This is a genomic window from Hymenobacter antarcticus (assembly GCF_039539545.1).
GTDB classification, from domain to species: domain Bacteria; phylum Bacteroidota; class Bacteroidia; order Cytophagales; family Hymenobacteraceae; genus Hymenobacter; species Hymenobacter antarcticus.
This window is the reverse complement of record NZ_BAABDI010000008.1, coordinates 135,005-161,042: the sequence shown is the minus strand read 5'-3', so window position 1 is coordinate 161,042 and position 26,038 is coordinate 135,005. Positions and strand designations below refer to the sequence as shown.

The 26,038-nt window shown below is 61.5% G+C and carries 28 protein-coding genes and 1 tRNA gene; 17 read left to right on the top strand and 12 right to left on the bottom strand.

The window, feature by feature from the left end; all coding sequences use genetic code 11:
* The first annotated feature begins 283 nt into the window (after positions 1–283).
* The 6 genes from ABD819_RS08250 to ABD819_RS08225 all read left to right on the top strand — a co-directional run bounded on the left by ABD819_RS08250 (position 284) and on the right by ABD819_RS08225 (position 5,176).
* Positions 284–1,138, top strand: coding sequence for an ABC transporter permease subunit (locus ABD819_RS08250; RefSeq protein ID WP_345122961.1), 855 nt, complete (start codon positions 284–286; stop codon positions 1,136–1,138).
* Positions 1,139–1,161: 23 nt separating this feature from the next.
* Positions 1,162–1,923, top strand: coding sequence for an ABC transporter permease (locus ABD819_RS08245; protein ID WP_345122959.1), 762 nt, complete (start codon positions 1,162–1,164; stop codon positions 1,921–1,923).
* 152 nt (positions 1,924–2,075) lie between these two features.
* Positions 2,076–2,696, top strand: coding sequence for a hypothetical protein (locus ABD819_RS08240; RefSeq protein WP_345122957.1), 621 nt, complete (start codon positions 2,076–2,078; stop codon positions 2,694–2,696).
* A complete protein-coding gene (locus tag ABD819_RS08235; protein WP_345122955.1) occupies positions 2,689–3,342 on the top strand; it encodes a hypothetical protein in 654 nt (217 codons plus the stop codon). The genes ABD819_RS08240 and ABD819_RS08235 overlap by 8 nt, the downstream gene beginning before the upstream one ends.
* Positions 3,339–4,085 carry an ABC transporter ATP-binding protein gene (locus tag ABD819_RS08230; protein WP_345122953.1) on the top strand — a complete coding sequence of 249 codons (747 nt, stop codon included), beginning with the start codon at positions 3,339–3,341 and terminating at the stop codon, positions 4,083–4,085. Before ABD819_RS08235 ends, ABD819_RS08230 begins: the two co-directional genes overlap by 4 nt.
* A gap of 143 nt (positions 4,086–4,228) precedes the next feature.
* Entirely contained in the window at positions 4,229–5,176 is a 948-nt protein-coding gene (locus ABD819_RS08225; protein WP_345122950.1) for a radical SAM protein, read from the top strand.
* 381 nt (positions 5,177–5,557) lie between these two features.
* Here ABD819_RS08225 and ABD819_RS08220 read toward each other — a convergent pair whose 3' ends face one another.
* Positions 5,558–6,043 (bottom strand): type I restriction enzyme HsdR N-terminal domain-containing protein, encoded by a 486-nt coding sequence (locus tag ABD819_RS08220; protein WP_345122948.1) that lies wholly within the window; start codon positions 6,041–6,043, stop codon positions 5,558–5,560.
* A gap of 102 nt (positions 6,044–6,145) precedes the next feature.
* Between ABD819_RS08220 and ABD819_RS08215 the strand changes: the two genes are divergently transcribed.
* On the top strand, positions 6,146–6,916 hold the full coding sequence (locus ABD819_RS08215; protein ID WP_345122946.1) for an AMP nucleosidase: 771 nt from the start codon (positions 6,146–6,148) through the stop codon (positions 6,914–6,916).
* A 279-nt stretch (positions 6,917–7,195) separates the two neighbouring features.
* Positions 7,196–8,863: an amidohydrolase gene (locus ABD819_RS08210; RefSeq protein ID WP_345122944.1), complete on the top strand. Its 1,668-nt coding sequence runs from the start codon at positions 7,196–7,198 to the stop codon at positions 8,861–8,863.
* Between the two features lie 73 nt (positions 8,864–8,936).
* On the opposite strand, the gene ABD819_RS08205 is transcribed toward ABD819_RS08210, so the two are convergent.
* Positions 8,937–9,470 (bottom strand): DinB family protein, encoded by a 534-nt coding sequence (locus tag ABD819_RS08205; RefSeq protein WP_345122941.1) that lies wholly within the window; start codon positions 9,468–9,470, stop codon positions 8,937–8,939.
* Between the two features lie 79 nt (positions 9,471–9,549).
* Positions 9,550–10,986 carry an MFS transporter gene (locus ABD819_RS08200; RefSeq protein ID WP_345122939.1) on the bottom strand — a complete coding sequence of 479 codons (1,437 nt, stop codon included), beginning with the start codon at positions 10,984–10,986 and terminating at the stop codon, positions 9,550–9,552.
* Positions 10,987–11,193: 207 nt separating this feature from the next.
* Between ABD819_RS08200 and ABD819_RS08195 the strand changes: the two genes are divergently transcribed.
* Positions 11,194–11,628 carry a hypothetical protein gene (locus ABD819_RS08195; protein WP_345122937.1) on the top strand — a complete coding sequence of 145 codons (435 nt, stop codon included), beginning with the start codon at positions 11,194–11,196 and terminating at the stop codon, positions 11,626–11,628.
* A gap of 63 nt (positions 11,629–11,691) precedes the next feature.
* On the opposite strand, the gene ABD819_RS08190 is transcribed toward ABD819_RS08195, so the two are convergent.
* Both ABD819_RS08190 and ABD819_RS08185 read right to left on the bottom strand, forming a co-directional pair.
* Positions 11,692–11,779 (bottom strand) — tRNA-Ser (locus ABD819_RS08190).
* 118 nt (positions 11,780–11,897) lie between these two features.
* A complete protein-coding gene (locus tag ABD819_RS08185) occupies positions 11,898–12,983 on the bottom strand; it encodes an asparaginase (RefSeq protein WP_345122935.1) in 1,086 nt (361 codons plus the stop codon).
* A gap of 122 nt (positions 12,984–13,105) precedes the next feature.
* Between ABD819_RS08185 and mqo the strand changes: the two genes are divergently transcribed.
* The 4 genes from mqo (at position 13,106) to ABD819_RS08165 (ending at position 16,742) form a co-directional block, all read left to right on the top strand.
* Entirely contained in the window at positions 13,106–14,611 is a 1,506-nt protein-coding gene (gene mqo / locus ABD819_RS08180; RefSeq protein ID WP_345122933.1) for a malate dehydrogenase (quinone), read from the top strand.
* Positions 14,612–14,781: 170 nt separating this feature from the next.
* The gene (locus ABD819_RS08175; RefSeq protein WP_345122931.1) at positions 14,782–15,213 is read left to right on the top strand and encodes an organic hydroperoxide resistance protein; all 432 of its coding nucleotides are present in this window, start codon (positions 14,782–14,784) and stop codon (positions 15,211–15,213) included.
* Between the two features lie 182 nt (positions 15,214–15,395).
* Positions 15,396–15,947: a GNAT family N-acetyltransferase gene (locus tag ABD819_RS08170; protein ID WP_345122929.1), complete on the top strand. Its 552-nt coding sequence runs from the start codon at positions 15,396–15,398 to the stop codon at positions 15,945–15,947.
* A gap of 45 nt (positions 15,948–15,992) precedes the next feature.
* Positions 15,993–16,742: a hypothetical protein gene (locus ABD819_RS08165; RefSeq protein WP_345122927.1), complete on the top strand. Its 750-nt coding sequence runs from the start codon at positions 15,993–15,995 to the stop codon at positions 16,740–16,742.
* A 32-nt stretch (positions 16,743–16,774) separates the two neighbouring features.
* Here ABD819_RS08165 and ABD819_RS08160 read toward each other — a convergent pair whose 3' ends face one another.
* Positions 16,775–17,644 (bottom strand): SDR family oxidoreductase, encoded by an 870-nt coding sequence (locus ABD819_RS08160; RefSeq protein ID WP_345122925.1) that lies wholly within the window; start codon positions 17,642–17,644, stop codon positions 16,775–16,777.
* A gap of 266 nt (positions 17,645–17,910) precedes the next feature.
* On the opposite strand from ABD819_RS08160, the gene pncA reads away from it, so the two are divergent.
* Positions 17,911–18,537 (top strand): bifunctional nicotinamidase/pyrazinamidase, encoded by a 627-nt coding sequence (gene pncA / locus ABD819_RS08155; RefSeq protein ID WP_345122923.1) that lies wholly within the window; start codon positions 17,911–17,913, stop codon positions 18,535–18,537.
* Here pncA and ABD819_RS08150 read toward each other — a convergent pair whose 3' ends face one another.
* Positions 18,538–19,164 carry a peroxiredoxin-like family protein gene (locus ABD819_RS08150; protein ID WP_345122921.1) on the bottom strand — a complete coding sequence of 209 codons (627 nt, stop codon included), beginning with the start codon at positions 19,162–19,164 and terminating at the stop codon, positions 18,538–18,540.
* Positions 19,165–19,321: 157 nt separating this feature from the next.
* Here ABD819_RS08150 and ABD819_RS08145 point away from each other — a divergent pair, with 157 nt between their 5' ends.
* Complete coding sequence (locus ABD819_RS08145) at positions 19,322–19,642, top strand: hypothetical protein (protein ID WP_345122919.1); 321 nt, start codon at positions 19,322–19,324, stop codon at positions 19,640–19,642.
* Positions 19,643–19,654: 12 nt separating this feature from the next.
* Here ABD819_RS08145 and ABD819_RS08140 read toward each other — a convergent pair whose 3' ends face one another.
* A complete protein-coding gene (locus ABD819_RS08140) occupies positions 19,655–20,485 on the bottom strand; it encodes a phosphatase PAP2 family protein (protein WP_345122917.1) in 831 nt (276 codons plus the stop codon).
* A gap of 751 nt (positions 20,486–21,236) precedes the next feature.
* Between ABD819_RS08140 and ABD819_RS08135 the strand changes: the two genes are divergently transcribed.
* Positions 21,237–22,787 carry a flavin-containing monooxygenase gene (locus ABD819_RS08135; protein ID WP_345122915.1) on the top strand — a complete coding sequence of 517 codons (1,551 nt, stop codon included), beginning with the start codon at positions 21,237–21,239 and terminating at the stop codon, positions 22,785–22,787.
* Between the two features lie 50 nt (positions 22,788–22,837).
* On the opposite strand, the gene ABD819_RS08130 is transcribed toward ABD819_RS08135, so the two are convergent.
* Positions 22,838–23,572: a hypothetical protein gene (locus ABD819_RS08130; RefSeq protein ID WP_345122913.1), complete on the bottom strand. Its 735-nt coding sequence runs from the start codon at positions 23,570–23,572 to the stop codon at positions 22,838–22,840.
* Between the two features lie 310 nt (positions 23,573–23,882).
* Between ABD819_RS08130 and ABD819_RS08125 the strand changes: the two genes are divergently transcribed.
* Positions 23,883–24,047: a hypothetical protein gene (locus ABD819_RS08125; protein ID WP_345122911.1), complete on the top strand. Its 165-nt coding sequence runs from the start codon at positions 23,883–23,885 to the stop codon at positions 24,045–24,047.
* A gap of 107 nt (positions 24,048–24,154) precedes the next feature.
* Here ABD819_RS08125 and ABD819_RS08120 read toward each other — a convergent pair whose 3' ends face one another.
* The 3 genes from ABD819_RS08120 to ABD819_RS08110 form a co-directional block, all read right to left on the bottom strand.
* Positions 24,155–24,556, bottom strand: coding sequence for a type II toxin-antitoxin system VapC family toxin (locus ABD819_RS08120; RefSeq protein WP_345122909.1), 402 nt, complete (start codon positions 24,554–24,556; stop codon positions 24,155–24,157).
* Positions 24,538–24,750, bottom strand: coding sequence for a hypothetical protein (locus ABD819_RS08115; RefSeq protein WP_345122907.1), 213 nt, complete (start codon positions 24,748–24,750; stop codon positions 24,538–24,540). The genes ABD819_RS08120 and ABD819_RS08115 overlap by 19 nt, the downstream gene beginning before the upstream one ends.
* 336 nt (positions 24,751–25,086) lie before the next feature.
* Complete coding sequence (locus tag ABD819_RS08110; protein ID WP_345122968.1) at positions 25,087–25,845, bottom strand: NADPH-dependent F420 reductase; 759 nt, start codon at positions 25,843–25,845, stop codon at positions 25,087–25,089.
* Positions 25,846–26,038 lie beyond the last annotated feature (193 nt).

The window sequence follows — 26,038 nt, the reverse complement described above, 5'->3', positions numbered from 1 at the left end:
AGTACTCGTGCAGAAGTAAGCGTATGCCCCGGTCTGACCGCCCTAGGCGGTCTGACCGGTTGTCGTTGGACCGAAATCGTTGTTGCTTCAACCGGTCAGACCGCCTAGGGCGGTCAGACCGGCAGGCTCGACTCGAATACGGTTATTTTTGCATAAGCACTTAATGGTTAAGTGTCATGCTGAGCGAAGTCGAAGCATCTCTACCGCTGTAGTAAATGAATACTTACGCGGTAGAGATGCTTCGACTTCGCTCAGCATGACGTTCTTTTTTCTTCCTGCTGGCATGCCGGTGAAACGTGAAAGCACTTTATTACTCGGCCTGTATGGCCTGCTGGTGGTGGGCCTGCCGCTGGCGGGCCTGGGCTACGCGCTGCTGGGCAGCCTGGGGCTGGCCGGGCCGTTGGCGGCTGGTTTTACCGGGCGCTATTGGCGGGCGCTGGGCTCCGATTCGGGCCTGCCCTACGCGGCGCTGTACAGCGTCTGGTGCGCGGTGGCCTCGGTGAGTATTTCGGTCGCGCTGGCGCTGCTGCTGGTGCTACGGGCTCAGCCCACGCTGCGGCGGCCGGCCTTTTCCAGCCTGTTGTACGTGCCCTTGCTGATGCCGGCGCTGGTTGTCGGTTTCTACTTGTTTCAGCTACTGAGCCGGGCCGGCTGGCTCTCGCGCATCAGCTTTCAGCTGGGGCTGACGAGTAACCTGGCGGCTTTCCCCGAGCTGGTGCAGGACGGGGCCGGCGTGGGCATCATTTTGGCGCACGTGCTGCTGTCTTTTCCGTTCCTGACCTTGCTGTTCCAGGCCATCTACCAGGAAACCCGGCTTGATGAATACCGGCAGCTCACCCTCACGCTCGGGGCCAGCGTGGGGCAGTTTCGGCGGCGGGTGGCGGTGCCGCTCCTGTTGCGCCGGGCCGCACCCACGCTGCTGCTCAGCTTCATAGCCACGCTCGGTGCCTACGACATTCCGCTGCTGCTGGGCCGGCCCTACCCGCAAATGCTTAGCGTGTACATTACTACCCGCCTCCAGCGGTTCGACCTGGCCGACCTGCCGGCGGCCTACCTGGCCGGCTTCCTCGTGGCGGGCGGGCTGCTGGGACTGATAGCGCTTTTGCTGCGCCTCACCCGCCAGGTCCGGCTGCTGTAGGGCGCTCTTCATCATTCTTTTCCATGCGTTCGAAGCTCCTCACCTTTGCGCTAATAGTACTCTTCGCGCTGCCTTTCGGGTTGCTGGGGTTGCTGGCGGTGGGCCAGGATTGGCGCTTTCCGGCGGTGCTGCCCCCCGGCTACTCGCTGGATACGCTGCGCAGCCTGGTGGCCGCCGATAACGACCTGCTGGCCGGGCTGGGCCGCAGCCTGCTGCTGGCGGGCACGGTGGCGGTGGTGGCCACGGCCGGCGGCTTCGGGCTGGCGCGGGCCATCACGCGCAGCCGGTGGTCGGCACGCTGGGAAGCGGCCAGCTACCTGCCCTACGCCCTGCCGCCGGTGCTGCTGGCCGTTCTCATTCAGCCATTTATCATCCGGCTGCACTTGTCGGGGTCGGTGGGCGGGGTGCTGGTGGGACTGCTGCTGGTGGCGCTGCCGTTTGCCACGCTGCTGCTACGCAGCTTTTGGAGCCGGCAGGCCACTGAGTTTGAGCACCTGGCCCGCACGCTGGGCTGCACGCCGCGCCAGGCATTGCGCCAAGTGCTGCTGCCGCTGGCCTGGCCGCTGCTGCGCACCACCTTCTTTCAGACTTTTCTACTGGCCTGGTTCGATTTTGGGCTGACCAATGTGTTAAGTGTGGGCAAAGTCCGCACCCTCACGGTACAGGTATTCACGTATGTAGGCGAAGCCAACGCGCCGCTGGCGGCCATGGCGTCGCTACTGTTGCTGCTGCCCCCGGCCCTGCTGCTGCTGGTCAATAAATCTGCCCTGCTGCGAAAGCCGTAGCTATTTAGTGATTAATGGTGAATGGTTAGTGGTTAGTGGTTAGTGGTTAATACTTTGCTCTTCAATTCACAGCTAACCATTCACCATTTATCATTCATCATTTATCACTAACCATTTACCACTAACCGCTCACCATTAATCATTAATCCTCCGTGCTACACGCCCTGCTTATTTCCAACGGCCTCGTCGGGCTCGAGAAATACTACGTTTCGAATGAGCTGGTGCAGTATACCACCTGCCTCATCACCCGGGATTTCAACCCCGACCTGACGCCCTACGACCTGCTGGTGGTGCCCAACGGCTCCGACCACGTGGCGATGCTCAAAATCAAGGACAAGGTGCGCGACTTCCTGGCGGCGGGCAAAGCCCTGATGTGCTGCGACGGCTTTTTCACTGCCTGGGTGCCCGGCAACCACTGGGTGATGGACAACGCGCACCGCACCCAGGACGTGCGCTACACCGCCGGCCCCGACCGCCACGGCCTGCTCCAAAACCTCCACCTCGACGAGCTGAACTTCTCGCACGGCATGACCGGTTGGTGGGCCTGCGGCTATATTCAGGCCGCGCCCGGGGCGGAGGTGCTGCTGGCCGACACCTGGCAGCGCCCCATCGTGGTGCTCGACGAGGTGAGCACCAACGGCCGCATGCTGCTCACGGCCAGCGGCCCGCTGGCCGACGTGACTTACGCCGGCCGTTCCGAAAACGCCTTGGTAACCTTATACCGCAATTTCTTGCAACTGATTTCCACCTCAACCGTTCCCGCTCATGGCTAAGATTGGCTTGCTTTTCAACGGCGTGTGGTCGCACTACGCCATGGCCACGGCCCCCAAATACCGCGACTTATACCGCCTGCTCTACGTGCACGACCTGGATGCCGCCGCCGTGCGGGACCTGGAGGCCCTGGCCATTCCCTTTCAGTCGAACCAAGCCGTGCTGACCGAAAAGCGGGACATTATCTACGATTTTCTGCGGGCCGGTAAGAAGGTGTTTGTCGAGGGCGACTCATCCACGGCTTGGCTCGATGCGCGGTGGGAAGACCGGCCCGTGAACAACTACTGGTGGGTGACGGACCCCACCAAGCCGCCCGTGTCGGATACCAACTACGACCACCCGGTGTACCAGGGCCTCACGCCGCGCCAGGCCTGCTGGCACACCCACGGCGTGTATACCCGCGTGCCCGAATCGGCCGAAATCATCCAGACCAACGCCGAGGGCGACGTTATTACCTGGCAGACCCACCAGTACGGCGGCACCCTGCTGGCCACCACCCTCGACCCCATCGTGGAGCACGGCGTGCAGCAAATCACCCACCTCGATAATTACGTGGACCGCCTCACCGAATGGCTCGGCGGCGAACGGCCGGTGGCCGACCGCATGACCATCAATGCAGCCGCGTACGGCGAGGGGGCCCGCGTATGAGCCCGCTGCTGACCGTGGCCAACCTGACCAAGCAGTTCGGCACGCAGCCGGTGCTGCGCGACATCGCCTTTGAATTGGAGGAGGGCGAGGTGCTGGCCGTGCTGGGCCGCTCGGGCTGCGGCAAAACCACGCTACTCAAAATCCTGGCCGGCCTGGAAGCGCCCGACACCGGCACCCTGGCCCTGCATGGCCAGGACCTGCGCCCGGTGCCGCCCAACGAGCGCCAGATGGTGTACCTCTACCAGGAGCCGCTGCTGTTTCCGCACCTCACCGTGTTCGAGAACGTGGCTTTTGGCCTGCGCATCCGCAAGGCGGCCAGGGCCGAAATCGACCAGCAGGTAACGGAACTGCTCGATGAGCTGGACCTGCGCGGCCACGCCCAAAAGGCCCCGCACCAGCTCTCGGGCGGGCAGCGCCAGCGAGTGTCGTTTGGGCGGGCCCTCATTATTCGGCCCCGCGTGCTGCTGCTCGATGAGCCCTTCGGCAACCTCGACGCCCAAACCCGCGCCGACATGCAGCAGCTGTTTCTGCGCGTGAGCCGGCAGCACCACATCACCTCCCTTTTTGTTACCCACGACAGCCGCGAGGCCCTCACCGTAGGCACCCGCTTCGCTTATTTGGACCAGGGCCAGCTCACCAGCTTTGGCGCGGTGGCCGAGTTTATCGACGACCCGCGCACCAGCATCCGGTCGGAGCTGGCGTTTTGGGAGAATATTCAGCAAAATGCAGCTTCGGCCTGTTAGAACATCAAATAGAACGACCAAAAAGAACGTCATGCTGAGCTTGTCGAAGCATCTTTACCTCAATAGTAACCCAATCGCAAGGATTAGTTACGCGGTAGAGATGCTTCGACAAGCTCAGCATGACCGTCAGGTATATACCACATATGAAAACCGATTTCAACCACTGCGAGTCTGTCTACTGGGTGTTCACCCAGCTGTGCAACGACAAATGCGACCACTGCTACAATAGCTCCGGCCCGCAGGGCACCCGCATCAGTGCCCAGGACTGCCTGCGCATCGTGCGCAACCTGCCCGACCAAGTCGACCGGCTTATCCTCTCCGGCGGCGAGCCCGTGGCCGACCGCGCCAAGCTGTATCTGATTCTGGATGCCGTTCAGGAAAAATACCAGGGCCGCACCCAGGTCATGCTGCAAACCAACGGCGACCTGCTGACGGCCGAAATCCTGGATTTGCTCATCGCCAAGGGCGTGACGCGCTTCGACATTGCCAGCATCGACCGCTACCACAAAATGGCGGGCTCCCGCCTCATGACCCTGGCCGACCTGTTCGAAAGCCGGGGTGTGAACGGCGACGACCACGACCCACTCATCGAAAAAGACCATTATCTGGCCGAAAACCGGCTGAGCTGGGGCTACTGGGGTGCCACCGAGGATATGTGGCTGGGCGGCAACTGGGCCCGCGGCCGGGCCCTGGAAAAAGACATCTGGCTCAAAGACCCGAACCACAACTTTTGCGCCATCCTCTCCGGGGCCAGGGGCTTTTTGGGCGGCACCGAGCTGCCCCAGGAAATCAGCATCCAACTCTGGAAAATCAACCCCTGCTGTCCCGGCACCAAATTCCCCCTCGGCGATGCCCGCACCGAAAAAGTGGCCGATGTGCTGCTGCGGGCCTCAAAATCTGAAATCATGCAGCGCCTCAACCAGGGCGACCCGTGGAAAATGGGCGAGTCCATCGGCGTGACGGAAGCGCACGCCCGCGCCCGCACCGAGGACCTGCAAAATATCTGCCGCTGGTGCGATGAGTTCTTTGAGCAGCACCACGAAGCGAGTGGGCTGATTCCGCCCGCAATCCTGCCATTGCCAGTGCTCTAGAGCCGTTTCGCAGTCTTTGTAAAGAGTTAAAAGTTGAGAGTTAAAAGTTAAAAATCATGCTAAGTAGTTAAGGATGAATAATCGACACGAATTTGAACGTCATGCTGAGCGCAGCCGAAGCATCTCGCGTGTAGCAGTAAACCAATCGATTGAATTACTACCACACGCGAGATGCTTCGACTTCGCTCAGCATGACGTGCTTTTTTTAGTGACGATTATTTAGGCACTACTACTTACCTGCGTTTTAACTTTTAACTCCTTACACTAACCTGAAATTTGCTGCAATGGCTCGCGTCAGCTCAAAAACAAGCTGCTATCCCGTTCAGGCAGAGCATTCTGCCTGACGTCCTTAAATATCCCTAAACCAAATTCAAGCGCGACCTACAACTGCACGGCGGCCGCAAACGCCGGAATTTCCGCCAGCCGCTCATTGGTCCGGGTCGCAAAATCGACGCGCCAGCAGTAATGCACCAAGCCGTTCGTTATCAGCAGCAGCGGCGCGCCGATGGTTTGGTTGTAGGTGGTGGCCTGCCGGGCCACGGCCGCATCGATGGCTACGGAGGGCGCTTTGCACTCCACCAGCAGCAGGGGCTGGCCGTCGGGGTTGAGAGCCAGCAGGTCGGTGCGCTTCTGGCGCTGGTTGTAGCGCAGGCCGCGCTCCAGGGCCAGCAGGCCGCGCGGGTAGCCCAGGTTATTAATCAGGTAATGCACGACGTGCTGACGCACCCACTCTTCGGGCGTGAGCACGACGTGCTTACGCCGCAGCCCGTCCCAGATGAGGGGCTGATTCGTGGCCGATTGCGTAAGTTTGGCCTCGAAAGGCGGCAGGTCCAGAGCTTGCATCACCTCCAAAGGTACCTTTTTCAATGAGTGAGTGGGTGACTGAGCGAATGAGTGAATGATGATTGCATCGTTTGGCTCCAGAACTCATTCACCCATTCGCTCATTCACCCATTTACTCATTGCCAAATGAAGACCAAAGAAGAAATTGTAAATAACTGGCTGCCACGCTATACCGGTGTGCCGCTGGACGAGTTCGGGCAGTACATCCTGCTCACCAATTTCAGCAACTACGTGTACATGTTTGCCGAGCAGTTCGACTGCGAGGTGCGCGGCAAAGACAAGCCCATGCAGACGGCCACAGCCAACGGCATCACCATCATCAACTTCGGCATGGGCTCGCCGATGGCGGCCACGGTCATGGATTTGCTCTCGGCCGTCAAGCCCAAGGCGGCCCTGTTTCTGGGCAAGTGCGGCGGCCTGAAAAAGACCAAGCTCGGTGATTTGGTGCTGCCCATCGCGGCCATTCGCGGCGACGGTACCTCGGACGATTACCTGCCCAAGGAAATTCCGGCCCTGCCCTCCTTCCGGTTGCAGCGCGCCGTGAGCAGCATGATTAAGAAGCACGAGATGGACTACTACACCGGCACCGTGTACACCACCAACCGCCGCGTGTGGGAGCACGACCAGGAGTTCAAGGACTACCTGCGCCGGGTGCGCGCCCTGGCCGTCGACATGGAAACGGCCACCATCTTCGTGGTCGGCTTCATGAACGACATTCCCCACGGCGCCCTGCTGCTGGTGAGCGACAACCCGATGACGCCCGAAGGCGTGAAAACGTCGGAATCGGACTCGAAAGTAACCACCGATTTCGTGAAGCGCCACCTGCAAATCGGCATCGAGTCGCTGCAGGAGCTGCAAAATTCGGGCGAGTCGGTGAAGCACATGCGCTTCGAGTAAGGACCGCAGATTGACGCAGATTTGATAGATTTCGCAGATTTAATTGAACGTCATGCCCATCTGGCGTCCGCGAAGCCGAAGCATCTCGCGTGCCAGTTGTCATGCTGACGAAGGAAGCATCTTATCACCGCTGAACGAATCGTTGGGGCGTGACAAGGTCCTTCGCAAGCTCAGGATGACAGCTGGCGCGGTAGAGATGCTTCGACTTTGCGGACGCCAGATGGGCATGACGTTCTTTTTTACCATAAGCCTGTTTTCAGAACCCTCTTTTTTGATTCAATGGTGTATTTTACAAATGCTTTTGCCCGCCAGCTCACTGCGCCAATCCTGGCGCTTGGCTTGCTGGCCGGCTGCCAGGCCAAGCGCGAAGCCGTGGACCTGCTGGTAACCAACGCTACCGTTTACACCGTTGATTCGACCTTCGCCAAGGCGGAATCCTTTGCCGTGAAAGATGGCAAATTCGTGGCCGTGGGCTCCGCCACTGACCTCAAGGCCAAGTATGAGGCCAAGCAGGAGGTGGATGCCGGGGGCAAATTTATTTACCCGGGATTTTACGACGCGCACTGCCACTTCTACCGCTACGCCCTGGCCCTGCCCAGCGCCGATTTGGTGGGCACCACTTCCTGGAAAGAAGTCATTCAGCGGCTCCAGGAAAACCGCCGGAAGTACCCGCAGGCCGCCTGGCTCACCGGCCGCGGCTGGGACCAGAACGACTGGTCCAGCAAGCAGTTCCCCACCAAAGACACGCTCGACCAGCTGTTTCCCGACGTGCCGGTGTTCCTCATCCGCGTGGATGGCCACGCCGCGCTCGTGAATCAGAAGGCACTCGATTTGGCTTGCGTTACGGCGAGCACGCCCATCAGCGGCGGCACCATCACGCGCGACGCGCGGGGCCGCCTCACCGGCCTGCTCGTGGACAATGCCACCCGCCTGGTGAGCAGCAAAATCGCCGACCCCACGCCCGCCGAAGCTACTCCTCTGCTGATGCAGGCCCAGCAAAACTGCCTGGCCGTGGGCCTCACCAGCCTCGCCGATGCCGGCCTCGACCGCGCCGACATCGACTACATGGCCGCCTTGCAGCAGCAGGGCCAGCTTCGGCTGCGCCTCAATGTCATGATTAACCCAACGGCCGCCAACCGCGCCTTCTACCTGAAGAATGGCCCGATTCTGACCGACCAGCTCACCGTCAGCTCCTTCAAAGTGTATGCCGATGGCGCGCTGGGTTCGCGCGGGGCCTGCCTGGTGCAGCCGTATGCCGACCGCCCCAAAGAAACCGGCTTTCTGCTTTCGACCGAGAAGGAATACCGCGCCCTGGCTAAAGAGCTGGCCGCCTCGAAATTCCAGATGAACACCCACGCCATCGGCGACTCGGCCAATCGCATCATCCTCAACATCTACGGCGAGGCACTGCAGGGCCAGAAGGACCGCCGCTGGCGCATCGAGCACGCCCAGGTCGTTACGCCGGCCGATATGCCCAAGTTCGGGCAGTTCGGCATCGTGCCTTCGGTGCAGCCCACCCACGCCACGTCGGATATGTACTGGGCCGGCGAGCGGCTGGGCGCGGCCCGCGTCAAAACGGCCTACGCCTACGCCGAGCTGCTGAGGCAGTACGGCCAGCTGGCGCTGGGCTCCGACTTCCCGGTGGAGGACATCAACCCGCTATTCGGCTTCCATTCGGCCGTGGCCCGGCAGGATGCCAAGAATTACCCCGCTCCCGGCTTCCAGATGGAAAACGCCATCAGCCGCCCCGATGCCCTGCGCGGCATGACCACCTGGGCCGCCCACGCCGGCTTCGAGGAAAAGCGCAAGGGCCAGATTAAGCCCGGCATGCTGGCCGATTTCGTGGTGCTCGACACCGATTTGCTGACCGCGCCCAAAGAGCAGCTGCGCGGTGCCAAAGTGCTGCAAACCTGGATTGGCGGGCAGTCTGTATTCTCCCGGAAATAGCCAGACCATAACGCAGAACGCCCGGCTGAGGATTGCTCAGCCGGGCGTTCTGCGTTTAGAAAAACTCTGACAGTTAGGGCTGCGGGGCCTCGTCGGCCGAGCCACCGTAGATGGCGGGCACGGGAATATCGAGCAGACGCAGGTACACCGAAAGTTGGCCGCGGTGGTGAATCAGGTGGTTGAGCACCATCACGCGGGCTACCATGATGCGGGGCATGGCCATGATGGTTTGCTCGCCGCGGCGCATGCTCCACATTTCCCAGAAAGTGGCATCGTCGACGTCGGCCAGGGCCCGGCGCAGGTTTTCGCCATTGATATCGAAGCGGCGCAGCACTTCGTCGATGTGGGTGGGCGACGGGGGCATCGGCACGGTGGCCATGTCGGTTTCGGTGCCTTGCAGGCTGATTTGAAGGAAGCTTACCAAGTTGGCCATGTGCGAGGCCAGGGTGCCGAGCTTCATACTTTTGGGGTGAGGCTGCCAGTCGAACTTGTCGGTGGGCACGCGCTCGAGCAGGCGGCGGGTAAGGGCCAGCTCGCGCTGGGCTTCCTGGGCCAGCGCAGCCTGTGGGGTGAGGCGGGTGGGGGCAGCTGTAGTGGGTTCGCTCATGAGAAAGAGTAAAAGAATAGTAAAGTGGAGAGTAGCCGCAGGCCATCCACCGAACCGGACTGACGGATACCGGCCCGGTTTACTTTACCGTAGAAGGCGTGCTGGTGATGGCCGATGCGGCGGGCGGGCCGGGCAGCGCGGCCGGAACCACGTCCTCGCGCAGCTTGCGGCCGCGCAGTTTCAGCAGGAAATACAGCCCCAGAATGAAGAACACAATCAGCGACAGAATGCTGTTGCGCATCGAGCCTGTGACCTGGGCGATAACGCCGAACACGGCCGTCCCAATCACAATACTTAACTTTTCTGTCACATCGAAAAAGCTGAAGAACGCGGCCGAGTTGGGCGTGTTTTCGGGAATAATCTTGGAATAGGTGCTGCGCGAAAGGCTCTGTACCGCGCCCATGGTGAGGCCGATTACGGCCGCCAGCGCGTAAAAGCTCCAGCCGGCCTGCACGAAGTAGCCGGCGATGCAAATCAGCATCCAGATGAACACCGCCCAGCTCAGCGCCCGCGTGTTGCCGATGCGCTCCGAGAGCTTGGCGAACAGGTAAGCGCCCAGAATGCCCACAATTTGCAGCAGCAAAATGGTGATGATGAGGGCAGTGCTTTCCAGCTTCAACACCTTGTCGCCGAAGATGGTGGCCACGTACATCACCGTTTGCACACCCATGTTGTAGGTGAAATATGCCAGTAGAAAGCGCTTGAGGTTGGGCAGGCCCTCAAGCTGGTCCCACACCTTGCCCAGCTCGCGGAAACCGTTGAGTACCCAGCCATCGTTGTTGGTGGGGGCATCGGCGGGGCGTCCGGCATCGGCGGGCAGCGTGAAAAACGGAATCTGGGCAAAGCCCACCCACCAGATGCCCGTGAGCAGAAAACTGAACCGCGTGGCCTCCCCCGTCGTCATGCCGAACAGGGCCACGCCCTTCGGCCCACCCATGATTTCGGGGCCCTGAATAATGGCCAGGCAGATAACCAGCAACAGCACTGAGCCGATGTAGCCCATCGAGAAGCCCCGCGCCGAGAGCGAGTCAAACTTCTCCTCGCTGCTGATTTCGGGCAGGTAGGAATTGTAGAAAACGATGCTGCCGCTGAAGCCCACCGTGGCCGCGATGAAAATAAACGTGGACATGGTGAGCGTGTCCTTGGTGAAGAAATACAGCCCCGCGCAGCTGGCGGCCCCGATGTAGCAGAAGATTTGCAGAAACAGCTTCTTGCGGCCCGAATAGTCGGCCAGCGACGTCAGAAACGGGCTCACCAGCGCAATGATGAGGAAGGCGGCAGAAATAGCGTAGGTCAGCAGCGACGAGCCCGGCACCTGAAACCCGAGAAAATCCACCATATCGGTGGGGTTGATGTCCTTGGTGACGCTGCCCCAGTAAATCGGGAAGATGCTGCTCGTAATCACCAGCGGGTACACCGAGTTGGCCCAGTCGTAGAACGTCCAGCCGGTGGTGATGCGCTTGTTGTCTTTTTCCACGGCCCCGGCGGCGGGTGGAAGCGTCGAAGATGGGGTCATAAGGAGCGGTATGAGGGCTGAATGGTTGTGCCGGGCAAGGTAACGGGATTTTAGGGTTCAGGTTGGGTTAGCGGCAGGGGCAGCGCCTCGGTTAGGCAGTTCAGTCGAAATGCACCATCCCCTCAAGCTGCGTAATTCAAGTATTTTGGTTCTCTTAACGACCCTCCCGTACCTTAGCGGAGTGAAACTTTCTATTTCTTTCCGCCTATGACCCGATTATTGCTGGCCCTTACGGCCGCCACTCTTGCTACATTGCCCGCCGCTGCCCAAACGGGTATTGCCACCATCGACAGCCCCGCTGCTTACCGCCAGGCCGGCCTGCGCGGCCCCGAACACGCCCGCCTGGTGCGGGAACTGCTGCGCTACGAGCTGCGCAACATGCGCAGCCTGGTTATCCCCCAGATAGCGCTGCGCCCCGAAAACTACAGCTTCATTCTCACCAACCGCGCCACCGTGGCCGAAGTAATTGGTGGCGCTTACACCGTGACGTATTACAACGCGCAGGGTCAGGCGCTGGACACCACTACCAGCCGGTTTGGTGGCATGGCCCCGGGGGCCAGCCGCAACCAGACCGTCTCTTTTGCCCGCCCGGCCAATGCCGTACGCGCCGAGCTGACCGTGACGGAAGTGACGGCGGAATAACCGCGTTTGCGCAGGTAGTGGCCAATAAAAAAGCCCGTTTCCAGGCTGGAAACGGGCTTTTCGTTGAGGGGATGGGATTCGAACCCACGATAACCTTTTGGGCTATACACACTTTCCAGGCGTGCTCCTTCGACCACTCGGACACCCCTCAAGGATGGTGGTTGATGGGGCAAAGATAGAGCGAAAATGAGTTAAGAGTTAAGAGTTAGGAGTTAAAAGTTGTCGTTCTGTCAACTCTGAACTCTTAACTCCTAACTCCTAACTCATTTTCACGGTGTTATCTCGCCGCGCAGGTCCTGGCTCAGCAGCTCGCGGGTGCGGGCCTCCCCCAGCCCGAGGCCCAGCACAAACATGAGCTTGGTCACGGCCGCTTCGGTCGTGATGTCGTCGCCGCCCACAATGCCCAATTCAGTGAAGTGGGCGCTGGTTTCGTACTTGCCCTGCACCACGCGGCCTTCTTCGCACTGGCTCACGTTGAGGAGCCACACGCCGCGCTGGCGGGCCTCGGCCAGGCAGTCGAGGAACCAAGGGGCGGTGGGCGCGTTGCCCGAGCCGTAGGTTTCGAGCACGCAGCCCCTCAGGCCCGGAATACCCAGAATAGCGCTGACCACGGCCGGCGTGATGCCAGGAAACAGGCGCAGCACGGCCACGCCGGTTTCGAGGTGGGTGTGCACTTTCAGGTGGGCGCCGGGCAGCAGGCGGATACTTCTATCGGCATATTCCAGGCTGATGCCGGCGCGGGCCAGCGGCGGGTAGTTCTCACTTTTGAAGGCGGCGAACTGCTGGCTTTCCACCTTCTTGGCGCGGGTGCCCCGAATGAGGACGTCGTTGAAAAAAACGCACACTTCGGGTACCCGCACGGTGTGGGCGCGGGGGTGGCGCGCCGCCGCGATTTCGAGGGCCGTGACGAGGTTGCGCTGGGCATCGGAGCGGCTGGCCCCCACCGGCACCTGCGCCCCGGTGAACACCACCGGCTTGCCCAGGTGCTCCAACACGTAGCTCAGGGCCGCCGCCGAGTAGGCCATGGTATCGGTGCCGTGCAGCACCACAAACCCATCGAAATCAGCGTAGTGCTGCCCGATTAGCTGGGCCAGGTACAGCCAGTCGGCGGGGGTCACGTTGCTGCTGTCGATGGGGGCCGGCAGACTCAGCAGCTCCAGCCGGAAAGGCAGGCGGGCCAGCTCGGGCATCTTGCGGTCGAGGCGGCCAAACTGCATGGGCACCAGCCCGCCGCCGCGGCTCACGGCCATACCCACCGTGCCACCGGTGTAGATAATGAGCAGCCGCGGGGCCGCTGTATTGGTGGGGTCGGCGCGGGTGGGTAGGGGCAGCAAGGGCAGGTCGAGGTCGGGCATTGGGTGGGATTGCGGGGGAGTGGGGAGCGGGAGCGGGCGCAAGGTAGCCCGGCTTTTTTTCGCTGAACAAGCAGCCCCCGGCTCCGGCCCCCCGTATTGCCTGCTAGCATTTCATTCCTTCTATGACTCCGACTGACTCCTCCCCCGCCAAACCCGTTGCCGACGTCATTCTCATCGGGGCCGGCATCATGAGCGCCACGCTCGGCGTGCTGCTCAAGGCGCTGGACCCCAATCTCACCATTGCCGGCTACGAGCGCCTCGACGCCGTGGCCGCCGAAAGCTCCGACGCCTGGAACAACGCCGGCACCGGCCACTCGGCCTTCTGCGAGCTGAACTATACGCCCGAGCGGCCCGATGGCTCGATTGACATTTCCAAAGCCGACAAGATTGCCGAGCAGTTTGAGCTCAGCAAGCAATTCTGGGCTTCGCTGGTGCAGGAAGGCCAGCTGCCCGACCCTACGGCCTTCATCCACACCATTCCGCACATGAGCTTCGTGTGGGGCGCGGCCAACGTGGAGTACCTGCGCAAGCGCCACGCCGCGCTGCTGCATTCGCCGCTGTTTCAAGGCATGGAGCTCAGCACCGACCCGGCCCGGATTGCGCAGTGGATTCCGCTGGTGATGGCCGGACGCGACCCCGCCGAGCCCGTAGCCGCCACCTACATGCCCATTGGCACCGATGTGAACTTCGGCAACCTGACCCGCGCCCTGTTCGACCAGCTAAAGACGCAACCGGACGTTCAGTTTCAGCTGGGCCAGGAGGTGGAGGATTTCCGGCAGAAAGAGGACGGCATCTGGCGGCTGAAAGTGAAAGACCTGGCCTCGGACGAAACCCGCATTGTGCGCGGCCGCTTCGTGTTTATCGGGGCCGGCGGCGGGTCGCTGCCGCTGCTCGAGAAGTCCGGTATTCCGGAAGCTAATGGTTTTGGCGGTTTCCCGGTGAGCGGGCAGTGGCTTAAGTGCCAGAACCCGGCCGTGATTGCCCGGCACGAGGCCAAGGTGTACGGCAAGCCCGCCGTGGGCTCGCCGCCCATGTCGATGCCCCACCTCGACACCCGCCAGATAAACGGCCGCAAAGAGCTGCTGTTTGGCCCCTACGCGGGCTTCAGCACCAAGTTTCTGAAGCAGGGCTCGTACACCGACTTGTTCAAATCAATCGAGCTGGGCAACATCCGGCCACTGCTCTACGCCGGGGCCCGCAACCTGGGCCTGACGCGCTACCTCATCGGGCAGGTGCTACAATCGCCGCAGCAGCGCACCGCCGCCCTGCGCGAGTATTACCCCGAAGCCAACCCCGCCGACTGGCAGCTCGAAGTGGCCGGCCAGCGCGTGCAGGTCATCAAGAAGGACAAGAAGCAGGGCGGCGTACTGGAGTTTGGCACCGAGATGGTGACGGCCGCCGATGGCTCCATTACCGCGCTGCTGGGCGCCTCGCCGGGGGCCAGCACGGCCGTGGCCATCATGCTCGATTTGGTGCAGAAGTGCTTTCCCGCCCGCGCCGCCTCGCCCGAGTGGCAGGCCCGCCTGCGGGAGCTGGTACCCTCTTTCGGCCAGCGCCTGGCCGATAATCCGGCCCTGACAACGGCCGTGCGCGAGCGCAGCCGCCAAACCCTGAAGCTGGATGCCTGAGTGCATTTAGCCTTGCAGGTTGCTGTAGCCGCTATTTAACGAAAATTTTCGCACTGATAATCAGTTGATTCTTTGATTATACTGTAATTGATTGCACACAATTAAACATTGTGAAATTAATTACAGTTTGTGATTCCGATACCAGTCAACAACCTTTAATTTCAAACCCGATGAGCATTGAACGCTTGTACACGGCTAAGGCCAAAACTTCCGGTGGCCGCGACGGCCGCGCCGTTTCTTCCGATAACGTTATCGACCTGCCCCTGAGCACGCCCAAGGAAATGGGCGGCCCCGGCAAAGCCGAAAGCACCAACCCCGAGCAGCTCTTTGCCGCCGGCTATTCAGCCTGCTTCGATGGCGCGCTGAACCTGGTGGCCCGCTTGAGCAAAACCCCTATTACGGACAGCACGGTGGAAGCCGACGTGAGCTTTGGCAAAGACGGCGAGCACTACGGCATCGAAGTGGACCTGCGCGTGAACATTCCGAACCTCGACCAGCAGCAGGCCGAAGAGCTGGTGGCCAAAGCCCACCAGGTGTGCCCCTACTCGCGGGCTACGCGCGGCAATATTGAAGTGAACTTCAGCACGACGACCAACGCCTAAGCCCGGCCCTGGCTTGTCGTCAGGCGCAGTTTATCAGCCCAAAACGTCCGCTGGCTTCCGGTGGGGTTTTGGGCTGATTTATTTTGTGCATTGTTCCCAAAATAAGCCCGGCACTACGGCTGCTTACCTGTTAACTTGCGGGCTTATTCGCCATTATTCCTAACGCTAATTTCGCCGCGCTGATGATTACACTAGAACCCTTCACCGCCGCCGATTTTACGCAGCTCATGGAATGGGTTGACGATGAGCGGCTCATGAAAGAGTGGAGCGGCTCGATGTTTTCGTACCCGCTCACCGAGGCCGGGCTGACGTGGTACGTGGAAGGCTCCAACGACCTCAACGACCCGAACGTATTTATTTACAAGGCTGTCGATTCCAAAACCGGGGTTACCGTGGGCCATATTTCGCTGGGCGGCATCAGCCAGCGCGACCGGGCCGGGCGCATCACGCGGGTGCTGGTGGGCAACACCACCGAGCGTCGGCGCGGCATCTGCCAGGGCATGGTGAAGGCCCTGCTCCGCATTGGGTTCGAGGATTTGAAGCTGCACCGCATCAGCCTGGGCGTGTACGATTTCAACCATCCGGCCATCAACTGCTACCTCAAATGCGGGTTCCAGCAGGAGGGCGTGATGCGCGACGTGGTGCGGCACGGCGACGGCTACTGGACGCTCATCGAAATGGGTATTCTGGAGGACGAATGGCGGGCGCTGCACCCCGCCACGCCCGCCGCATAACGGTCTCCGCCGGTGTATATTGGCCTTCCATTCTACATCGTTGCTATGCGTTATCCCTCCTTCTTCCGTGCATTCCTCCTGCTGGCGCTACTCCTCATCGGAGCCTGGGCGCAGGCCCAGACCGCCGCCATTGGCCAGGAAGGCGCCGCCGGCGTCTCCAATCTGCGCGACCTGGCAATGGGAGCGCCCGCCGTTTTGCCCCACGGCAGCGGCGAAGGCACGGTGGGCTCGCCCTACGCCGATGCGCGCTGGCTGCCGGCCCAGCTTCGCCTGACCAACAACCTGCCCCTGGCCCCGATTCCCCTCAAATACGACGTGCTGGACCGCCGTCTGCTGATGCGCTCCTCGGCGCGGGCCACCGATTCGCTGCAGCTCGACGATGCGCGGGTGGCCAGCTTCGTGCTGATGGAGCCAGCCTCGGGCCTGGGCCCGGCCCGGCCGCGCCAGTTCCGCCGCTTCGCGGAAGCGCCCCTGGCCCGCGAGCGCCCCGACTACGTGGAGGTGCTGCACGCCGGCCGCTACACCCTGCTCAAGCACTACGCCAAAACCCTGAGGACGGCGAGCCAACCGGGGGCTTACAGCACCAGCCCAACCCCCGATGTGATTGAGGACCACCCGGCCTACTACCTGCGCACGCCCGAGGCCGCGCTGTTGCCGGTCAAGCTCACCCTCAAGGCGTTGCAGGCGGCAGCCCCGGCCCTGGCCGGGCCCCTGAAAACGGCTGCCCGCGCCCCCAAAACCGAGGCCGACTGGGTGGCCGTGCTACACGCAGTGGACCCCGAACCCGCGAAATAGGAACGGTCAAAAACCGGCTCGCTCCAGCAGTCCTAGCTCAGAAACCGGGTTGCCGTGAGCTGCTCGCTCATTTCCCACAGCTCCCGGGCATGCGGAAGCGTGTTAAAGTCGTGCTGCACCGGCTCAGGTTTTTTCTTGGCAAAATAGCCGCCGCTGGTGCTGGCCACTTCGGGCGCGGAAGCCAGGAAAATGCTGGTTTCGGCCCCTTTCTCCACCGAAATCAGGAAGGGGCGGGCCAGCTGAGTGAGCTTGCTGAGCCAGCCGCCGGCGCTGGCGCCGAAGTTGCTGGCCACCGCCCCGGGGTGCACGGCATTGGTCGTGACATTGGCAATGCCTTGGGCGCGCAGCCGGCGGGCCAGCTCCTGGGTAAACATAATGTTGTAGAGCTTGGTGTTGCCGTACACGCGCATGGCGCTGTAGTCACGCTTCGATTGAAAATCGGCCAGCCGGGGCCTGGCAAATAGGTACGCCGCCGAAGCCAGGTTGACGATGCGGGCTGCCGGACTGGCCCGCAGCTGCTCAAACAGCAGCGCCGTGAGCAGGAACGGGCCGAGGTGATTGGTGGCCACGCCCATTTCGTTGCCATCGACGGACATCTGGCGCTCAGACCCAAAAATGAGGCCGGCGTTGTTCACCAGCACATCGAGGCGGGCGTGACGGGTGGCAAACTCGGCGGCGGCCCGGCGTACCTGGCTCAAATCGGCGAGGTCGGCGAGCAGGATTTCGACCCGGTCGTGGCCGGCGGTGGCGCGGATTTCGCGCTGGGTAGCTTCCGCTTTTTCGGCGTTGCGGGCCAGCAGCACGACGTGCGCGCCCATTTTGGCCAGCTCGGTGGCCGTTACTTTGCCAATGCCGGACGTGGCACCGGTGACGAGGACAACTTGGTTCTGAAGGTCGGGCATGAGTGCGTAGCGAATAGTTTGTAGCTGCGTAAACGTAACCACCGGGCAAATGCTTGGTTTTGGCGGTTGTATTATGAGTTGGCAACCAAAACAGTCATGCTTCATCTGGCGTCCGCGTAGCCGAAGCATCTCTACCGCAGAAGTAATCAATGCTACCACAACGAAGCGGTAGAGATGCTTCGGCTGCGCTCAGCATGACGTGCTTTATACCGTTCGCCTCCTTCCTATTTCCTTCTGCTGCCTCCTCTTCTCCTTCTCCCCTGCCTATGAAAGCGCTTTTGCTCATCGATATTCAGAATGACTTTCTGCCCGGCGGCCGGCTGGCCGTGCCCGATGGCGACGCCATTATCCCGCTGGTGAATGCACTTCAGCCGCTGTTTGACCTGGTGGTAGCCACTCAGGACTGGCACCCCGTGGGCCACCAGAGCTTTGCCAGCAGCCACGCGGGCCGGACGTCGTTTGAGCAGATTGACCTGCATGGCTTGCCCCAGGTGCTGTGGCCCGACCACTGCACCCAGGCCAGCCCCGGGGCCGAGCTGGCCCCAGCCCTGCGCACCGCGCGCGTGGAAGCCATTTTCCGCAAAGGCACCAACCCCGAAATCGATAGCTACAGCGCGTTTTTCGATAATGGCCACCGCAAAAGCACCGGCCTGGCCGACTACCTGCGCGGCCGGCAGATAACCGAGGTGTACCTGGCGGGCCTGGCCGGCGACTACTGCGTGTACTACTCCGCGCTGGATGCGCTGGCGGCCGGCTTCACCACCTTCGTCATCACCGATGCCACCCGGGCCATCAGCGCCGGGGGGTTTGCGGCGGCCCTGTCCGACCTGGAAGCCAAAGGGGTTCACCTGCTGGCGAGCCCCTCGTTACTTGGCACCGAATTCAGCGCCTGATTAGAGCGCAGCGGCTACGGCTTTCACGCTCACGCGGCGGCGGTAATCAGTGTTGAAATAAGCATATTTGATTTTGCCGTTTTGGCCCACAATGTAGGTGGCGGGCACGGGCAGCACGGCGGCATCGGCCCCGTTAGCGGCCAGCAAATCCACCCCGAACCCCTTGTATTTGGTCACCACATCGGGCTGCACGGTGAAGGCCGTACGGTAGGCCTTCATAATGGCGAAGTCCTTGTCGTGCACAATGGGGAAGGTGGCCTTGGTCTTGGTCACGGTTTTGCCCACATTCTCCTGGGTTTCGGGCGATACCACTACTACCTGCGCGCCCTTGGCCGTGAGCAGCTGCAGCGAGTCCTGCAGCTGGCTGAGCTGCTTGTTGCAGAACGGGCACCACTGCCCCCGGTAGAAATACAGCACCACCGGCCCTTTTTTCAGCAGCTGCTTGAGGTCGACTTGGCGGCCTGCCGCATCCTTGGCCCGGAACATGGGCGCCGTTTCGCCAACGGCCAGGGCCGTGGCCGTGAGGGCCGTGGCCGTGAGGGCCGGCGGGGAGGTTTGGGCGTGCGATGATGGGGCAACGGCCACCAGCAGGTAGCCAAGGATGGCAGCACTTAATACGTTTTTCATAATTAGGGAAATGGGTTGTTGAACCGCCGGGGCTGACGCACCCACGGGCTGGCCCTTACAATCAGAATTGATAAAACTGGGCTAAACAATGCCGCAATCACCTTCGGCCTAGCTTTGAGCCATAAGAAAACTCGTTCTTCTTCTCCTCCCCTTCGCGTTGCTGGGGCTGGGGCTGGGGCTGGGCAGCTGCCAAAGCACGCCCCCCGCTGACAGGGAAGCACCGGCCGCCGCGCCCAAACCGGCTGAGCCGCAGCTGGCCATCCGCACCGACGCCGACGCCCGGGCCGCCGTCGCCCGCTTCATTTTAACGCAGCCCGACCCCACCCGTTACGTAGTGGACTCGGCCCGCGTGAACGATAACGGCGACACCTGGCAGGTGCTGGTTCCCCGCACCGACTGGGCCCGACGCAGGCCCAACCGCGCCCGCTTTGAGGTAAGCAAAGCCACCGGCTTCGTGCGAAATGGGCCCGTGAAATAGGTATTGCCTGGCTTACAGTCGCTTGGTGAGCAACAGGCCGGAGTACGCGTAACCGTTCACGTTCTGGCCCTGCATGGGCATCAGCGACACGCCCCGGCCGGCAGTTTTCTTGTGCAGCTGAGGCACCACAATGCCCATGGTAGCGCCGATGGCATACCCGACGATGTTATCGGAGAGGAAGTGCTTGCCGGCCTCCATGCGGTAGTAGCCCACGGCGGCGGGCAGCAAAGCCGCTGCTCCCCAGATGAATGGCTCGGCCGACGAGCCGGGGTTGAAGTCATGCAAGACCTTGGCCACGAAGAAAGTAGCCGTTGCGGTATGCGCCGTGTGGCCCGCAAAGAAGGAGTTGGTGGCAATCTTGCCGGAGCGCCCATTGCCGCCCTCGGTGCCGTAGAGGTAGGGCCGGTAGCGGTACACATTGCCCACCGTGGTGGTAAAAAGGGCATCGGTGGCCAGCATGGTTTCCAGATAGAGGGCCGCTACCTGGCCGTACCGGCTGCGAATGGCCGGATTCAGGGCCAGCAGGCCGGGGGCTATAACCAGGGTGGGGTAGCACAGCAGGTCGCTGACGGTCTGGGCCGTTTCGCTGTATTTACCCGCAGTGGAACGGTCGAATTTCGGTACGTCGTTTTTGTTGAGCGCCGCCAGCTCGGTGTCGCTGAGGCCGCTTTTTTGCTGCACCCGGTACAAGCCGAAGGCGCTCATCGCCCCCAGGCCCAGGGTGATGGGGCCGTCAACGGCGAAGCGGGTGTGATACGGCGAAGGAGCCTGCTGCGCGATTGCCGACGGGCCCGACGTCAGGAGCAATGACCCTGACAGCGCGAGAGAGAAAATTAATTTCATGAAGAGATAAAGGGTGCTATTTGCGGCTGAAACGGAGGCGATGGAACCAGGGTTTGGGCGGGACGGGCGGGGACGGGCAGCGGCGGCGGCGCGCCTACTTAGTTATTTAGAGCCGTTTCGTAGTCTTTGTAAAGAGTTAAAAGGTGAGAGTTAAATGTTAAAAATCATGCTGCCTGCGCTTTAACTCTTAACTCTCACCTTTTAACTCCTTACACCAACCTGAAATTTGCTGTAGTGTGGCCCGTGCCCGGCCACTGCGTAGCCCGGCCGCCTATACTACATTAGAATATTGACATTCAAAGCCTTGGCACCAGCTAGTAGCCCGGCCCTACGATTTCGGCACTAACACTGGGTGCCACGACCCGCGTATGCTCCGGTCTGACCGCCCAGGGCGGTCAGACCGGTTGTTGTTGGACCGAAATCGTTGTTGCTTCAACCGGTCAGACCGCCTAGGGCGGTCAGACCAGCAGGCCCGACTCGAATACGGTTATTTTTGCACAAGTACTTAACTGCTGTTACGCGCGCCAGCCCCGTTGGTGCATAACAGCAGTACTTAACCAGCGCTTTGTTGAAGTTTTCAAAGCTAGCGTCGAGTTTGCAATTAAATATTAAGTATATTTAATATTAAATATCTTTGACCGACTCATTATCGTCTACTGAAGCCAACTACCGGGTTTGTGCTGCCGCGCTCATAGTGGGATGTCGCGAGGTTTACCAGTTCACAACTTATTTATTTATAGTCATGGAAAGAATGACGGTTGCCATCATTGGGGCCGGGCCGGCCGGGCTGGCCGCGGCCAAGTCCCTGCTTGAGGACGGGCAAACTCCGGTTGTTATCGAGCAAAGTAGCGGCATTGGGGGGCAGTGGAACCAGGGCGCGGCGCACAGCGGCATCTGGCCCGAAATGCACGCCAACTCCTGTCACGTCGAGATGTCGTTTTCGGATTTTGACTATCCGGCCGGCACCCAAATGTTTCCGACCAACCAGGAGGTGCTGGCCTACCTCACGGCCTACGTGCAGCACTTTGGCCTGGAGCCCTACCTGCGCCTGAACACCCGCGTGGAGCAAATCAGCCGCGGGCCCGCGAAGGGCTACACCGTGGTGACCAGCGATGCGGCCGGGGAGCGGCACACGGAAGCGTTTTCGCACGTCATCGTGGCCTCGGGGCGCTACAACAAGCCTCGTTTCCCAAATACGCCGGGGCTCGACCAGTATGAGGGCAAGGTGATGCATTCATTTGCCTACCGGGGCCGCCAGGACTTTCGCGGCAAGCGGGTGCTGGTGGTGGGCAACAGCATCAGCGGCCTCGAAATTGCCAGCGACCTGGCCCGCAATGCCGACACGACCGTGATTTCATCGTGCCGCAAGCCGCGCTACATCATCCGCAAGATGCTCAAGGGCATGCCCGTGGAGCAGTCGGTGTTCACGCGCTTCGCGGCTTATATCAATCAGGCCCTGCCGCCCGCGCAGGCCGCGGCGGGCCTGAAGCAATTCATCCTGGAAAGTTTCGGCAACCCGGCCGACTTTGGCGGCCTGCGCCCGGCCGACGACCTGCTGGAAGCCGGCGTGGCCCAGTGCCAGGACTACCTCGACGACCTGGCCATTGGCCACATCCGGGCCGTGCCCGGCGTGCGCAACTTCACTACGGACGGGGCCGTGCTCACCGACGGCCAGCGGGTGCCCGCCGACTGCCTTATCCTGGCCACGGGCTACGACCTGAACCTACCCTTCCTGAGCGAGGACATTCGGCAGGCCGTGCACGCCGACCGCCAGCATCTTGATTTGCACCACTTCACCTTTAACCCGGCGCTCCCCAATTTTGCCTTCATGGGCCTGTTTGTCCAGGTGGGCTCCTATTTCCCCACTGTGGAGCTGCAGGCCCGCTGGATTGCGGACTGCTGGAGCGGCAACCACGCCCTGCCCTCGCTGGCCGAAATGCGCCGGGGGCTCGATGAGTACGAGGAATTCAAGCAGTGCCGGGAGGAAACCACGAGCCAGGAAACGCTGGAAATGTTCTCGCACGACCTCGACGTGTCGCCCAGCCTCGACAAGTACCCCGACCTGGCGCGGGAGCTGTTTTTTGGCCTGCTGGCCCCGGCGCAGTTCCGCATTGAGGGCCATGGCAGCCAGCCCGATGCGCTGGCCCGCTTCGTGGCCGCCAGCCGCTGCTACAACGGTGGGCAGCCCACCCCGCTCAACGAGCGGCAGCTGGGCGGCTTGCAGATGCTGGCCCGCGCCCTGCCCAGGAATAAGCAGCTGCAGGGCATCGTGCATAAGCTGCAATTGGAGATAATGGCTTAGCTATTACGCGACTGTGCTGGCCCGGCACCGGGCCCGGCCGTGGTGGTCCGCTACCGTAGCGCGTCCTGGCGCATCCAGCCGGTAGTCGTCACTTTTTCCCAGTTGGTGAAGGTGACGTACACGGCAGCCCCACGCGCTTCGAGGAGCCGCACCTTATCACCGCGCTGGCAGAAGGCCTTGCGGGGCGTTGCGAGGTCGGCGGAATTATAGAAGTATGACCGGGCTACCTGCACCACCGCCGTTTGGGGGCTGCTGCCCTCGGCTTTGGTCGGTTCGCGGGTGTTGGCCACTGCTTCACCCGTTTCATACGCAGAAGGCTCAGGCGAGGCCGCAGCACGAGTTGACTGGGGCGGCCGGGAACTGCGAGCGGGGTTGGCGGCGGGGCGGCCGGCCAGTTTGCCAAGGCCCTGCACCTTCAGCCAGCCCGTGCTGGCAACCCCGTTTGGTTGCCTGAACCCGGCTTTCACGAAGCCATTGGTTTCTCCTTCGCCGTAAAACGTGTCGCCCCGCCGCAGGTACCGGCCATTGGGCGTTGCGAACTCGGGTTTATCGAAAAAATACGCCGTTTCTACCACTACCCGGTACCGCTGGCCCTTTCCCGGCAGCACTTCGGCCGGTACTGCGTCAGCCTCAGCGCTCGCAGTGGAGGCAACCGTGGCCGGAGCCTCTTTGGTGGCGGATAGGTCCAGCCGTAGCTCGGCGTTTTCGCGCCGGGATTGGTCTTCGGAGCACGAGGCCAGCGCCGCCATCCCAAACACCAGCCCACCGGCGAGAACCCAAGACACCCGGCTGGCCGGGCCGCCTTTTCCCCAAATACGGCGGCCGTACCTGCCTGCCTTTGAAACCGCAGAAACAGGCCAGCATTGTTTCGCTTCATTTTGCTCACTCATCGCCTTTTTGGCCATTGGACCAGTTTACTTGTTGGATTCGCACTGCATACGCATTTCCAGCAACGACTGACAATCCTTTCCGGTCAGCTAAATCCGGCCATCCGAGTGAAAACAGACGGAACGTTCCGGGAAGCGCGCAATCATTGGCGGCGAATGTATCGCCACACCAAGGCTGGCCACGGGTTACGCTGCTTCAACAGCGGGAATGGCTGAAAAGCACCAACAGGGCGTTTCAGACGTTTCGCAACCTGGCAACTTCCTGTTTCAGCAGCGGCAGGTGGCGCAGCATATTACCCCAGACCATTTCATCAAAAAAGGAGCCGTAGCCGTGAATGATGCGGTTGCCGGTGGCAATACATCTGGCACGTAACGCAAGCTGCCCATGCCAAGGTCCGTGATACGGGCGCTCCCAGTAGCTACTTCCGTTTCTCAGGAAGCAGCTACTGGGAGCGGCCGACAGGCGGGCGGGGGGGGCACTCAGGGCAGCGGCGCGGCCTCGTGCGGATTGAGAACCGCCAGGCCGGTCAGGGACTGGAAGTCGCGCCCGTTGCGGGTCAGAAGCGGGATGCCGTGGGCGAGGGCTGTAGCGGCGATGATGGCATCGGGCAGCTTGATGCGGTGCTGTTGGCGCAGGCGGATGGTTTGCTGGATGACTGTTTCGTCGAGCGGTAATTCGGTACAGCTACTAATGATTTGGCGCAATGCGGCTTCTTCCGCCGGATTTCCGGGCCGAACAAGCAACTCGATGCGGTTAATGACCGATAGATAGCCGTGCCCATTGTCCACCTGCTGTATCAGCCATTGGGAGCTGAGAGCTGGCAGACGACCATTTTGAAAGTCGATAAAGACATTGGTGTCGATTAAAAATCCCGTTCCCATTCGTTGCGCATCTGAGTTGTTTCGGTTCGCATCCGCTGGGCCGTTTCATCTGACAACGAGCCAACAAGCCCCGCAATGGATGGCTTGCGCACCGGGGCAGGTGGGGTTAGGATACCTACAATCTGCACAGTGGGCTGCTGGCGAAGCACCTTTAAAGCTGCTTCATCGGGCACTTCTACTAGAACAAGCATCATGGCGTTTTTTTATTACCACCCTAAGATACGTGCGCAACAGCGGTGCACACCGAAATAGTCCATTCCGTTGCCGACGCGGCGCAAGCTACTTCCGTTTCTCAGGAAGCAGCTGCCGGGAGCGGCCGACAGGCGGGCAGGGGTAGCCAAATACCAAGGCTTGTAGCTGCCCGGCAGCGGCTGGGACTACCTCATTGAGCACAAAAAAACGCCATACCTTGCGTAGCCGGGGCATTTCGCGGGCTTCAGCTAGTCCAATCAAGTGGATTACCTGGGCCCACGAGATGCTTCGACGGCGCTCGGCATGACGTTTTGGTTAGCCGGTTATTCGGCAGCCGGCTACTTTAGCTTGATGCCTTGCGCGGCCATTGCCTGTTCCTGCTTGGCGTGGTTGGCCAGGTACTCGGCGTGCTGGGCCTCGGTGCGCGTGGTGCCGAGGCCGGCGAAGTGCTCGCGCAGCTTGTCGGCGGGCAGGTCGGCCCCGTACGAGGGGGTGCCGGGCTGCTGCCGCCACGACTCGTGCAGGCTGCCGTCGTCCACGGCGTCGAAGCCCAGCTCCTCAACCAGGGCCATTACTTTCTGCTTGGCGGCGGCATCGTTGCCGGCCACGGGCAGGGAGATGCGGCCGGGGGTGCCGGCGGGCTGCCCCTTGTTTTCGAGGTGGTCGGCGTAGATGTTGTTGAACACCTTCACCACCGGGCGGCCCAGGTGCTGCTGCACCCATTCGCTTTCGGTGAGGTCGCCGGTTTCCAGCTCCGGCATGTGGCCGTCGCGCAGCATCGGGTAGTAGTTGCTCGTATCGATGACGGGCACATCAGCGGCCACGTCCGCGAACAGGTCTTTGGGCAGGTCGGGGATGTTTTTCAGCGGGATGGTGACCACGATGATTTCGCCGTGGCGGGCCGCTTCCCGGGCCGTAACGGGCGTAGCGCCGGTTTTCCGGGCCACGTCCTTCAGCGTTTCGGGGCCGCGGGAGTTGGCGATGCGAACCGAGTGGCCGAGGCTGGTGAGCCGCACGGCGAGGGCACTGCCGATGTGGCCGGCCCCGATGATTCCAATGTTCATACTGCGTAGATTCAGGGTTTGCGCGGCGGCGATGCGCTGCCACAGCTAGTTAAACGGATGCGGCGGCGAGTTGCTTTATTCCGAAGGGAATTTGCCTGGGCCGGTGCTAATTGAAGCACCAAAAAAGGAACATCATTCCTCGGATGCGCTCGGCATAACGTTCCTTTTACTTACTCTACCCTACTCCAACCCCATACTGTTCGAAGCAAAGTCAGCCTGGAATTGC

What these genes read in the sequence shown, in the direction of transcription:
- ABD819_RS08115 (WP_345122907.1), bottom strand. Translation starts at nt 24,750, where the DNA reads ATGATGCTTGTTCTAGTAGAAGTGCCCGATGAAGCAGCTTTAAAGGTG.
- ABD819_RS08210 (WP_345122944.1), top strand. Translation starts at nt 7,196, where the DNA reads ATGGTGTATTTTACAAATGCTTTTGCCCGCCAGCTCACTGCGCCAATC.
- mqo (WP_345122933.1), top strand. Translation starts at nt 13,106, where the DNA reads ATGACTCCGACTGACTCCTCCCCCGCCAAACCCGTTGCCGACGTCATT.
- ABD819_RS08185 (WP_345122935.1), bottom strand. Translation starts at nt 12,983, where the DNA reads ATGCCCGACCTCGACCTGCCCTTGCTGCCCCTACCCACCCGCGCCGAC.
- ABD819_RS08135 (WP_345122915.1), top strand. Translation starts at nt 21,237, where the DNA reads ATGACGGTTGCCATCATTGGGGCCGGGCCGGCCGGGCTGGCCGCGGCC.
- ABD819_RS08125 (WP_345122911.1), top strand. Translation starts at nt 23,883, where the DNA reads ATGGCTGAAAAGCACCAACAGGGCGTTTCAGACGTTTCGCAACCTGGC.
- pncA (WP_345122923.1), top strand. Translation starts at nt 17,911, where the DNA reads ATGAAAGCGCTTTTGCTCATCGATATTCAGAATGACTTTCTGCCCGGC.
- ABD819_RS08245 (WP_345122959.1), top strand. Translation starts at nt 1,162, where the DNA reads ATGCGTTCGAAGCTCCTCACCTTTGCGCTAATAGTACTCTTCGCGCTG.
- ABD819_RS08230 (WP_345122953.1), top strand. Translation starts at nt 3,339, where the DNA reads ATGAGCCCGCTGCTGACCGTGGCCAACCTGACCAAGCAGTTCGGCACG.
- ABD819_RS08170 (WP_345122929.1), top strand. Translation starts at nt 15,396, where the DNA reads ATGATTACACTAGAACCCTTCACCGCCGCCGATTTTACGCAGCTCATG.
- ABD819_RS08200 (WP_345122939.1), bottom strand. Translation starts at nt 10,986, where the DNA reads ATGACCCCATCTTCGACGCTTCCACCCGCCGCCGGGGCCGTGGAAAAA.
- ABD819_RS08160 (WP_345122925.1), bottom strand. Translation starts at nt 17,644, where the DNA reads ATGCCCGACCTTCAGAACCAAGTTGTCCTCGTCACCGGTGCCACGTCC.
- ABD819_RS08120 (WP_345122909.1), bottom strand. Translation starts at nt 24,556, where the DNA reads ATGGGAACGGGATTTTTAATCGACACCAATGTCTTTATCGACTTTCAA.
- ABD819_RS08165 (WP_345122927.1), top strand. Translation starts at nt 15,993, where the DNA reads ATGCGTTATCCCTCCTTCTTCCGTGCATTCCTCCTGCTGGCGCTACTC.
- ABD819_RS08140 (WP_345122917.1), bottom strand. Translation starts at nt 20,485, where the DNA reads ATGAAATTAATTTTCTCTCTCGCGCTGTCAGGGTCATTGCTCCTGACG.
- ABD819_RS08225 (WP_345122950.1), top strand. Translation starts at nt 4,229, where the DNA reads ATGAAAACCGATTTCAACCACTGCGAGTCTGTCTACTGGGTGTTCACC.
- ABD819_RS08205 (WP_345122941.1), bottom strand. Translation starts at nt 9,470, where the DNA reads ATGAGCGAACCCACTACAGCTGCCCCCACCCGCCTCACCCCACAGGCT.
- ABD819_RS08215 (WP_345122946.1), top strand. Translation starts at nt 6,146, where the DNA reads ATGAAGACCAAAGAAGAAATTGTAAATAACTGGCTGCCACGCTATACC.
- ABD819_RS08235 (WP_345122955.1), top strand. Translation starts at nt 2,689, where the DNA reads ATGGCTAAGATTGGCTTGCTTTTCAACGGCGTGTGGTCGCACTACGCC.
- ABD819_RS08250 (WP_345122961.1), top strand. Translation starts at nt 284, where the DNA reads ATGCCGGTGAAACGTGAAAGCACTTTATTACTCGGCCTGTATGGCCTG.
- ABD819_RS08195 (WP_345122937.1), top strand. Translation starts at nt 11,194, where the DNA reads ATGACCCGATTATTGCTGGCCCTTACGGCCGCCACTCTTGCTACATTG.
- ABD819_RS08175 (WP_345122931.1), top strand. Translation starts at nt 14,782, where the DNA reads ATGAGCATTGAACGCTTGTACACGGCTAAGGCCAAAACTTCCGGTGGC.
- ABD819_RS08150 (WP_345122921.1), bottom strand. Translation starts at nt 19,164, where the DNA reads ATGAAAAACGTATTAAGTGCTGCCATCCTTGGCTACCTGCTGGTGGCC.